Below are 9,626 nucleotides of genomic sequence, written 5' to 3' on the forward strand. Positions count from 1 at the left end.
CCCCTCAGTGTCGGAGGTGGAGGTGGGTGTCCGGCCCCGGTCCGGGGCCGGACGGACTCACCAGCGGTAGTGGGCGAAGGCGCGGTTGGCCTCGGCCATCTTGTGCGTGTCCTCGCGCTTCTTCACCGCGGCACCGAGGCCGTTGGAGGCGTCGAGGATCTCGTTCATCAGACGCTCGGTCATCGTCTTCTCGCGACGAGCCTGGGCGTAGCCGACGAGCCAGCGGAGCGCGAGCGTGTTGCTGCGGCCCGGCTTGACCTCGATCGGCACCTGGTAGGTGGCGCCACCGACGCGTCGGGACTTCACCTCGATGGAGGGGCGAACGTTGTCGAGCGCGCGCTTCAGCGTGACGACGGGGTCGGTGCCCGTCTTCTCGCGGGCGCCCTCCATCGCGCGGTAGACGATGCGCTGGGCGACCTGCTTCTTGCCGTCCTGGAGCACCTTGCTCACGAGCTGCGAGACGACCGGCGACCCGTAGACCGGGTCGACGTCGACGGGGCGCTTGGCGGCGGGACCCTTGCGCGGCATCAGCCCTTCTCCTTCTTCGCTCCGTAGCGGCTGCGAGCCTGCTTGCGGTTCTTGACGCCCTGGGTGTCCAGGGAGCCGCGGATGATCTTGTAGCGGACACCGGGGAGGTCCTTCACCCGGCCGCCGCGGACGAGCACGATCGAGTGCTCCTGGAGGTTGTGGCCCACACCCGGGATGTACGCCGTGACCTCGACGCCGCTGGACAGGCGCACGCGGGCGACCTTGCGCAGGGCGGAGTTCGGCTTCTTCGGGGTGGTGGTGTAGACGCGCGTGCAGACGCCGCGCCGCTGGGGCGAGCCCTGCAGGGCGGGTGTCTTGTTCTTCGACACCTTGTCCTGGCGGCCCTTGCGGACCAACTGCTGGATGGTGGGCACCGGGTGGTTCCCTCTCTTGTTCGCTCTCAGTGCCCGGCGCTCTGCCGGGCACGGTGATGTCGCTGTCGGGCCGTGGTGGCCCCGGCGGACGTGGCCGCCGGGCGGTGGACCGAGGTGGTGCCAGCGCCACCCGGGGTCTTCACCCCGAGGTCGGGCGTGTCGTCACGGGCGACCGACGGTCGTCGGGCACGCGGGATGACGCCTGGTGCTGCCAGACACGATTATCGAGGTTACGCGGTCGTCTGCGCAGGGTCAAAACGCCCCGTGACCAGGCGAACAGCGCCGTCGCGGCGAGCACGCCGAGCACCGTCGCGGCCCCTCCGCCGACCAGGGTCCAGCGGGCGCCGAACGTCTCCCCCACCCACCCGACAAGCGGCGCCCCCAGGGGGGTGCCACCCATGAAGATCATGAGGTAGAGCGCCATCACGCGGCCACGCAGCTCAGGGGCCGTGGTCAGCTGCATGGTGGTGTTGGCGGCGGTGATCATCGTCAGGGCGGTCACGCCCAGCAGCGGCATCCAGACCGCGAAGACCAGGTAGGTCGGCAGCAGCCCGGCGACGACCTCGACCACGCCGAACAGCAGCGCCGCCGCGACGACCAGGCGCAGCCGGACCGTCGTGCGCCGCGCGGCGAGCAGCGCGCCGGTCAGGGACCCGACGGCCATGAACGTGCCGAGCAGCCCGTACTCGGTGGGGCCCTTGTCGAACACCTCCGTGGCCATCAGCGCGGAGGTCATCTGGAAGTTCAGCCCGAAGGTGCCGGCGAAGAACACGATCGCGAGGACGAGGAGCAGGTCCGGGCGCCCGCGGACGTAGCGGACCCCCTCGCGGATCCCGCCACGACCGCGCGGCGCGGGGGTCGGGGTGTCGAGCCGGCTGACGTCGATGCCGCGCAGGGCCCAGATCGGGCCGGCGTAGCTGACCGCGTTGATCAGGATCACCCAGCCGGTGCCGACCGCCCCGCCGCCGAACGCCGCGATCAGCAGGCCGGCGACGGCCGGGCCCACGACGCGGGCCGCGTTGAACGAGGCGGAGTTGAGGCCCACGGCGTTGCCGAGGTCGTCGTGGTCCACCAGCTCGGGGACGAACGACTGCCGCGCAGGGGCGTCGAACGCCGTGCCGACGCCGAACGCGAGCGCCAGGACGTAGACGTGCCAGACCTCAGCGACCCCCGTGACCGCGAGGACGCCCAGCACGAGCGCGGGTCCCGCCATCATCAGCTGGGTGACCTGCAGCAGGCGCCGCTTGGAGACCCGGTCGGCGACGAGGCCCGCGAGCGGGGACAGCAGCAGGATCGGCAGGAACTGGAGCCCGGTGGTGATGCCCAGGGCGAGGGCGCCGTTCGTGGCGAGCTGGAGCACCAGCCAGTCCTGCGCGACCCGCTGCATCCAGGTGCCGACGTTGGACACGGCGCCGCCGGCGGCGTAGCGGCGGTAGTTGGGGTTGGCCAGGGCGCGGAACGTCGGGCTCACGCGGTCGCCAGCCGCTCGAGGATCGGGGCGGCACGACGCAGCACCGCGCGCTCCTCGGGGCTCAGCTCCTTGAGCCGGAGCGCGAGCCACGCGTCGCGGCGACGCCGGTCGGCCAGCAGCGTGTCGCGACCGCGGTCGGTCAGCGAGACCCGCACCTGGCGCCCGTCGTCGTCGCTCGCCCGCCGCGCGACGTAGCCGCCCTCGACCAGGCCGCGCACGGTGCGCGACATCGAGGGCGGCTTGACCCGCTCGGCGTCCGCCAGCTCGGTGACGGTCAGCTCGCCGCCGGTGCGGTACAGCCAGCCGAGGACGGCCATCGACCCCGAGGCGAGCTCGTTGTCGGGGTGTCGCTCCGCGGCGAGCCGGCGGCGCAGGCGCATCACGGAGAGCCGGAGCTCGGAGGCGAGTCCGGCGTCGGTGCGGGCGACCTTCGCGACGGTGGGCATGATGATGAGCCTAACTCATTAGTCATGCTAAGCATTCCCGGCCGGGACCGTCGGCGAGCGACCCGCGCGGGGTCCTACGCTGGTGGGGTGGAGATCCGCGACGAGCAGCCGAGGCAGCACGAGATCGGCAACCGCACGTACGTCGTGGCCGACGTCGAGCCGCTCGACGTCGACGGCGTGCGCACCGTGGAGATCGGCGTGGGGCTCTGGCTCGTCGCCTTCGTCGCGCTGCTGCCGTTCTACGGCAACCTCGAGGAGGCCGGCCGGCTGTGGTGGCTGTGGACCTGCCTGGCGGGGTTCGGCCTGGGCCTGCTGGGGCTGGAGTACTGCCGCCGCCGCCGGCGCGCCCGCGGACGGCGCTGAGCCCGACGCCGGGGCGTGGCGCCCGCCGGGTCAGGCGCGGTCGAGCCCGTCGACGGTGACGGTGTCCCAGACGTGGTCGGGCAGCGGCACCGGCTGGGCCCGCTTGCCCAGACGGGCCTCGGAGTGCGCGCCGCACCCGTGGTCGATGGCGACGACGCGGCCGTCGTCGTTGGCGTCGCCGTTGGCACAGACGCCGAAGGTGCCGGACAGCGGCCCGGCGAGACGCAGCAGGAAGCCGCAGCTGCCGCAGGGGGCCGGCGCCGAGCGGGCGAGCGGCGCCTCGGGCCCGGCGTCGGAGTCGTACCAGCGCTCGGCGGCGGCGTCGCGGCCCTCGCGGGACAGGGTGCGCACCCGGCCCAGCCCGAGGTCGGAGGCGACCTCGCGGACCTGGGCCTTGTCGTCGGCGTCGAGCGGGTCGTCGCCGTAGGAGAAGCACGGCACCAGGCGCGGGTCGTCGTCCTCGACCGGCAGCAGGTCGCCGGGCGAGAGGTCGCCGGGCTGGATCCGCTCGCGGTAGGGCACCCAGGCGGGGGCGGTGATGGCCTCGTCGCCGGGCACGAGCACGACCTCGTCGACCGTCGCGGCGCGCTGCCGCGGGGCCCGCGCGAGCGTGACCTCCCACACCCAGCCGTCGTAGCCCGGGCGGTGGCAGGCGAAGCGGTGGGTGAGCACCCGCTCGCCCTCGACGACGTGGCCGAGGTGCTCGCCGACGTCACCGGCGTCCGTCTGCGCGGCCAGGGCGGACGTCGCGACGTCCTCGGCGGCCACCAGGGTGGCGTCGGCGCGGGCGCGGCGCGGTCGGGCGGGGGCGGTGATCACAGCACTCAAGCATGCCTCATCGGGTCGCGGGCCCCGCGACGGGGCGCGGCGGCGGGCCGTCGCGTCGCGAGCACGTAGACGCTCCAGGCGAGCAGCACGGCGCCCGCGGTGCCGAGGCCGAGGCGCGGCATCAGCGGCAGCGCGATCCCCACGAAGCCGCCGGTCACCCACGCCAGCTGCAGCGTGGTGTCGGAGCGCGCGAACGCGCTGGACTGCACCCGGCCCGGCACGTCGCGCTGGATCGTGGAGTCCAGCGACAGCTTGCCGAGCGACTGGGCCACGCCGGCGGTCAGCCCGAGGAGCACCAGGGTCGGCAGGGCGTACAGCGCGGCGGCCAGCACGACCATCGCGGCGTCGGCGAGCAGCACCGCGACCACGGTGACCCGCGGGTTCACGTCGCGCAGCACCGAGGCCAGGGCGATGCCGGCGGCGTTGCCGGCCCCCGCCGCCCCGACCACGAGCGCCAGCAGGACCTCCGGCGCGAGGTCCGCGACGGGCTGCTCGCGCAGCAGGAACGCCATGAACATGGTCAGGAAGCCCACGAGGAAGCGGGGCCCGGCGTTGGCCTTCAGCGCGAACGCGACGGCGGGCGGGATCCGGATGTTGGGCCCCCGGGGCCGGCGGCCGGGACGGCCGTCCGGGTCGTCGGACCACGGTCCGTAGGCACCGGCACCGGCACCGGCACCGGCGCGGGTCGGGTCGGTGCCCACCGGATCGGGGCCGGCCTCTCCACCCTCGGCGCCCGTCATCGACAGCCGCCCCTCCCCCGTGGCGTCGTCGACCTTCGCGGGCAGCAGGATCGCCAGGACGGTGGCGACGACGAACAGCACGAACGCGTAGCGCAGCGCCCACTCGGCCCCGACGAACGCCGCGCCGGCCGCCAGCGGGGCGGACACGGCCGCGCCGGTCACGCCCGCCAGGGAGACCCGGCCGTTGGACTTCACCAGCGTCAGGTGGGGCGGGCGCAGGCGCGGGACGGCCGCCGCCCGCGTCACCCCGTAGGCCTTGGACGCGACGAGCACCCCGAGCGCCGCGGGGAAGAGCAGGGCCGAGTCGCGGGTGACGGCCTCCGCCAGCACCCAGCACAGGAAGCCCCGCAGCGCCATCGTGGTGCCGATGGCCCAGCGCCGGCCGTGGCTGAACCGGTCGAGGAAGGGCCCGATCAGGGGCGCCACGATCGCGAACGGCAGCATCGTCAGGCCCAGGAAGAGGGCGACCTGGCCCCGGGCCTCGCCGGTCGGCACCTGGAAGAACAGGGTGCCGGCGAGGCCGATCGCCACCGCGGCGTCGCCGGCGGTGTTGAAGGCGTGCATCTCGATCAGCCGCGACAGCCCCGAGGCCCCGGCGCCGCCGGCGTGGGAGGCACGTCGCGCCTGACGCACGGCGTACCGGCCGACGCGACCGGTCCGCTGCGCCGCCGACCGGGCGGTGCGGGCGGTGGCACGGGCCCCGCTGCGACCACGGCCGCCCCGTCGGCCCGGGGCGTCGTGGTGGTCCTCGTCGGCGTCGGGCGGCGGGAGCGGCGGACCGGCCACCCGTCAGCCGAGCTCGAGCTCGTCGGCGAGCGCCCGCAGGAGCTTCGCCGTCGGCCGGGCGGTGCGGGGGTCCGGGTGCCGGCCGGCCCGGTAGGCCTCGCCGGTGGAGTCGAGCAGTCGGATCAGGTCCTCGACGATGCCCACCATCTCCTCGGGCTTCTTGCGCTGCGCCCGGGACCGGTTCCGCGCGACCGAGGTCGGCTCGTCGAGCAGCGTGACCCGCAGGGCCTGGTCGCCCCGCCGGCCCTGCGCGACCCCGAACTCCACGCGGGTGCCGGCCTTCAGGGTGGTCGTCCCCGCGGGGAGGGCGTCGACGTGGACGTAGACGTCCGGCCCGTCCTCGCGCGCGAGGAACCCGAAGCCCTTGTCGGCGTCGAACCACTTGACCCGCCCGTTCGGCACGTCTCCCCCTTCTCGGCCCTCGCCCGGGCCCCGTTCCACGACGTCGTGCGAGCACGACGCCGCACGCGCCCAGCCTAGAAGGCGGCGGGGTCGCGCTCCACCTCGATCCCCTCCGCGGGTGATCGGACCTCGTTGCCCCGGATCGGAGTCCCTGGCACCATCGTGCCTCTGTCACGGACGTGACGAAGGGGACGCGGGAGACGGACGTGACCAGGAGCCAGACCGCCGGGCGACGGCGCTCCGGGCGCGCCCGGGGCGCGGCCCTGCTGGTCCTGGTGACCGGGGCCGCGGTCCTCACCTCCGTCGCCCCCGTCACCTCCGCCGCGCCCGCCGCGCCCGCCGCGCCCGCCGCGCCCGCCGTCGACCTCCGGGGCACCGACGCCGACGCCGCGCCTCTGCGCCTCGTGACCCTCGCGGGTCCCGGCCTGGCCGGCACGGCGCCCGAGCGGCGGGCCGGTGCGGCGGCCCGCCTGCGGGCCGCCCAGGACCGCACCCTGCGCGGCCTCGGCGCACCGGAGCCCGTCTACCGGTGGAGCACGGCGCTCAACGGCTACGCGGTGCGGCTCGATGCCGACCAGGCGGCCCGCCTGGGCGCGCGGCCCTCGGTGGTCTCGGTGGAGGACGACGCGGTGCGCCCCCTCGCGGCCGACGACCGCCCGCCCGCCCCGGGGTCGCCCTCGACGGCGCGTCGTGGCGGCGCGGGGGTCGTCGTCGGCGTCGTCGACTCGGGCGTCGACCCCGACGCCCGGGTGCTCGCCGACGGGGGCGTGGGCCCGGGCGGACGCGCCGCGGACTTCACCGGTCCCTGCGCGGCGGGCGCCGGGTGGGGCACCGACACCTGCGGGGACAAGCTCGTCGGGGCCCGGTGGTTCGTGGCCGGCTTCGGCCGCGACCGGCTCGCGTCCTCCGCCACGCTGTCGGCCCGCGACGACGCCGGCCACGGCACCGGCGTCGCCTCCATCGCGGCGGGCAACGCCGACGTCACGGTCGGCGACCGCGGCGACCTCGGCACCTACGCCGGCGTGGCGCCGCAGGCCCGGGTCGCGGCCTACAAGGCCTGCTGGACGGCGCCCGACCCGGCCCACGACGGCTGTGCGACCTCCGACCTCGTGAGCGCCGTCGACCTCGCCACCGCCGACGGGGTCGACGTGCTGAGCGTGGCCGTGGGCGGGCCGTCCCGGCTCGACACCCTCGACCGGGCGCTGCTCGGCGCCGCCGAGGCCGACGTCGTGGTCGTCACGGCGGCCGGCAACGACGCCGCGTCGTCCTGGGCCGCGCACGCCGCGCCGTGGGCGCTGACGGTCGGCGCCCACACCACCCCGGTGCGGCGGGGGCGGCTGGTCCTGCCCGGCGGTCCGACCCTCTCCGGGGCGATGGCCGTGCGCCGCACCCTCGACGACGTCCCCGTGGTCGCCGGGAGCCGGGTCGCCGCCCCGGGCGCCCGTCGTACCGACGCGCGGCTGTGCCGACCCGGGAGCCTCGACGCCGCCCGCGCGGCCGGTGCGGTCGTGGTCTGCGACCGTGGCCGGGTCTCCCGCCTGGAGAAGTCCGCCGAGGTCGACCGGGCGGGCGGCGTGGCGATGGTCCTGGCCAACCGGCGCGGCGCGGCGCTCTCGCTCGACCTGCACCGGGTGCCCGTGCTGCACCTCGCCGCCGCGGAGGCCGACCGACTGCGGGCGGTGCTGCGCGAGCGGCCGCGGCCGCGCGCCCGCCTCGAGCCCGACCGGACGGACGGGGTCGCCCCGCGCCCGGCGGGCTTCTCCGCCACCGGTGACCCCGCCGCGGGCGTGGTCGCCCCCACCCTGCTCGGACCGGGCACCGGGGTGCTCGGCGCGGTCCCGCCCGGCCCGGAGGGCCCGGGGTGGCGCAGCTTCACCGGCACGTCGGCGGCCACGGCCGTCCTCGCCGGCGCCGCCGCCCGGGTGCGCGCCGCCCGACCGGGGTGGACCGCGGACGAGGTGCGCTCGGCGCTCACGACGACCGCACTGCCCCTCGACGGCTCCCCGGGCGCCCTGCGGGAGGGCGCCGGCCGCGTCCGCGCGGGCCGCGCGACCTCACCCGGGCTGGTCTACCCGCTGCCCGCGGCCGAGCTGCGTCGCTACCTCGACGGCGCCCGGCCGCCCGTCGCGACCAACACGGCGTCCGTGCTGCTGCGCGGCGGCCCGGCGCAGGTGACGCGGCGGGTGCGCAACGTGACGGGCACCGCCCTGTACTTCTCCTCCGCGGCCGAGGGCTTCCGCCGCCACGCGGTCAGCGTCCGACCGGCGGCGCTGCGCCTGGCGCCGGGCGAGACGGCGTCGTTCACCGTGCGCGTCTCGGCCGCCTACGTCGGCGGGGGCGCCGGACGCGCAGCCGTGGACAGCGGCACGGTGACCTGGCGCGGCGCCGACGGCAGCCGGGTCCGGATCCCGGTCGTCGTCAGCCGCTGAGCGGACCCCCGGTCGCGGGCGGCGCGGCAGCGCGCAGGTAGGCCAGCGACCTGGCCCGGTCCCACCCGCGGGACTCGCGCAGGCCGACGACCAGGGTCTCGACGTACGCCGCCGAGGGGACGGTGTGCGGCACCGCGCGGCTGCCGCCGGCGGTCGTGAACGTCAGCAGGGGAAGGCCCTCGAGGCGCCCGACCTCCAGGAGGGTCTCGTAGCGTCCGGGCCCGACCTCGTGGCGCCCGTGCTCCAGCGGCGCCGCGAGCACGACCTCGAGGGGGTCGTCGGCGAGGCGCGGGTGGTGCATCTCCTGCCGGGCGACGTCGACCAGCTGGCCGAGGGTGAGCAGGTAGGCGCGCCCGGCGGCCGGGCCGGGCACGTCGTGGTCGTAGAACGCGACGCCCCCGCCGCCCCACTGCGCGGAGTCCCCGGCGAAGTAGACCGACCCCGGCAGGTCGACCGCGACGTCGCGGCGGGGTCGCCGGCGGTCGCGCGCGCCCACGTGGTCGAGGCTCCCGCCCACGGGTCGACCGCCGTCGAGGTAGGTGGCGAAGCGGGCGGCCGACAGGTTCGAGCCGTACCCGACGTACCAGACGAGACCGAGCGGCACCGGCGGCTCCGGCGGCTCCGGCGGCTCCGGCGGCTCCGGCGTCATGCCTCCTTCGCCACCTGCATCTCGCGGTCGCCGAAGCGGACACGGTCGCCGTCCACGAGCGTCGCCGGTCGCCCCGGGGCGAGGTCGCGGGCGACCCCGCGGCGGTTGAGGACCGACCCGTTGGTCGAGCCCCGGTCCATGACGACCAGGACGCCGTCGGCGAGGTGGAGCTGCGCGTGGGTCTTGGACAGCGACATGTCGGACGACGGCAGGGCGAGCAGGTGGCGCACGCGCTCGCCGGCGCGCGGCTCCGGGCGACGCCCGACGAGCGCCAGCCCCTCGACCACGAGGGTCTCGCCGGTGTCGAAGGTGAGGCGCCAGCGCGCGGTCCCCGCGGGTGCGGGCCGGTCGGCGGGGCGGGGGGCGGCCGGAGCGGGACGGGGCGCCCGACGGGCGGTGGGAGCGGCAGCGGGAGGCGACCCCGCACCGGCAGCACCGGCCACCGGGGCGTCCCGGTGTCGTCCGGGCGGGTCCTGGTCGGGGCGCAGCGGGCCCTGCAGCTGGGGCCGCGGGGCCCGCTCCCGGCCCGGGGCCGGAGGGGCCGGCGCTGCCGCAGCGGCCGGAGGGGTCGACGGTGCCGGGGCCGCGGGGGCGGGCGGGGCGGCGCTCG

General features: G+C 76.8%; 11 protein-coding genes. 2 read left to right on the forward strand and 9 right to left on the reverse strand.

The features are described from left to right. Positions 1–57 precede the first annotated feature (57 nt). The 4 genes from rpsG to ABD158_RS16020 form a co-directional block, all read right to left on the reverse strand. Positions 58–528 (reverse strand): 30S ribosomal protein S7, encoded by a 471-nt coding sequence (gene rpsG / locus ABD158_RS16005; protein WP_344008578.1) that lies wholly within the window; start codon positions 526–528, stop codon positions 58–60. Then, positions 528–902, reverse strand: a complete 375-nt coding sequence (rpsL, locus tag ABD158_RS16010; RefSeq protein ID WP_344008579.1) for a 30S ribosomal protein S12 — start codon at positions 900–902, stop codon at positions 528–530. The genes rpsG and rpsL overlap by 1 nt, the downstream gene beginning before the upstream one ends. 139 nt (positions 903–1,041) lie before the next feature. Further along, the gene (locus ABD158_RS16015) at positions 1,042–2,373 is read right to left on the reverse strand and encodes an MFS transporter (protein WP_344008580.1); all 1,332 of its coding nucleotides are present in this window, start codon (positions 2,371–2,373) and stop codon (positions 1,042–1,044) included. After that, positions 2,370–2,819 carry a MarR family transcriptional regulator gene (locus ABD158_RS16020; RefSeq protein WP_344008581.1) on the reverse strand — a complete coding sequence of 150 codons (450 nt, stop codon included), beginning with the start codon at positions 2,817–2,819 and terminating at the stop codon, positions 2,370–2,372. Before ABD158_RS16020 ends, ABD158_RS16015 begins: the two co-directional genes overlap by 4 nt. Before the next feature lie 87 nt (positions 2,820–2,906). Between ABD158_RS16020 and ABD158_RS16025 the strand changes: the two genes are divergently transcribed. Beyond that, positions 2,907–3,182 (forward strand): DUF2530 domain-containing protein, encoded by a 276-nt coding sequence (locus ABD158_RS16025; RefSeq protein ID WP_344008583.1) that lies wholly within the window; start codon positions 2,907–2,909, stop codon positions 3,180–3,182. Positions 3,183–3,212: 30 nt separating this feature from the next. On the opposite strand, the gene ABD158_RS16030 is transcribed toward ABD158_RS16025, so the two are convergent. The 3 genes from ABD158_RS16030 to ABD158_RS16040 are packed head-to-tail and all read right to left on the reverse strand — an operon-like array spanning position 3,213 to position 5,938. Then, complete coding sequence (locus ABD158_RS16030) at positions 3,213–4,010, reverse strand: DUF3027 domain-containing protein (RefSeq protein WP_344008585.1); 798 nt, start codon at positions 4,008–4,010, stop codon at positions 3,213–3,215. Continuing rightward, positions 4,007–5,536 (reverse strand): MFS transporter, encoded by a 1,530-nt coding sequence (locus ABD158_RS16035; protein ID WP_344008586.1) that lies wholly within the window; start codon positions 5,534–5,536, stop codon positions 4,007–4,009. The genes ABD158_RS16030 and ABD158_RS16035 overlap by 4 nt, the downstream gene beginning before the upstream one ends. A gap of 3 nt (positions 5,537–5,539) precedes the next feature. Continuing rightward, a complete protein-coding gene (locus ABD158_RS16040) occupies positions 5,540–5,938 on the reverse strand; it encodes a cold-shock protein (protein WP_344008587.1) in 399 nt (132 codons plus the stop codon). A 206-nt stretch (positions 5,939–6,144) separates the two neighbouring features. On the opposite strand from ABD158_RS16040, the gene ABD158_RS16045 reads away from it, so the two are divergent. Continuing rightward, a complete protein-coding gene (locus ABD158_RS16045; RefSeq protein ID WP_344008588.1) occupies positions 6,145–8,367 on the forward strand; it encodes a S8 family serine peptidase in 2,223 nt (740 codons plus the stop codon). Here the strand turns inward: ABD158_RS16045 and ABD158_RS16050 are convergent. Together ABD158_RS16050 and ABD158_RS16055 are read right to left on the reverse strand one after the other, a co-directional pair. Then, positions 8,357–9,016, reverse strand: coding sequence for a histone deacetylase (locus ABD158_RS16050; protein ID WP_344008589.1), 660 nt, complete (start codon positions 9,014–9,016; stop codon positions 8,357–8,359). The genes ABD158_RS16045 and ABD158_RS16050 overlap by 11 nt on opposite strands. Continuing rightward, positions 9,013–9,303 carry an FHA domain-containing protein gene (locus ABD158_RS16055; protein ID WP_344008590.1) on the reverse strand — a complete coding sequence of 97 codons (291 nt, stop codon included), beginning with the start codon at positions 9,301–9,303 and terminating at the stop codon, positions 9,013–9,015. Before ABD158_RS16055 ends, ABD158_RS16050 begins: the two co-directional genes overlap by 4 nt. Between the last annotated feature and the right edge of the window lie 323 nt (positions 9,304–9,626).

This window comes from Nocardioides lentus, assembly GCF_039529515.1.
Lineage (GTDB): Bacteria > Actinomycetota > Actinomycetes > Propionibacteriales > Nocardioidaceae > Nocardioides > Nocardioides lentus.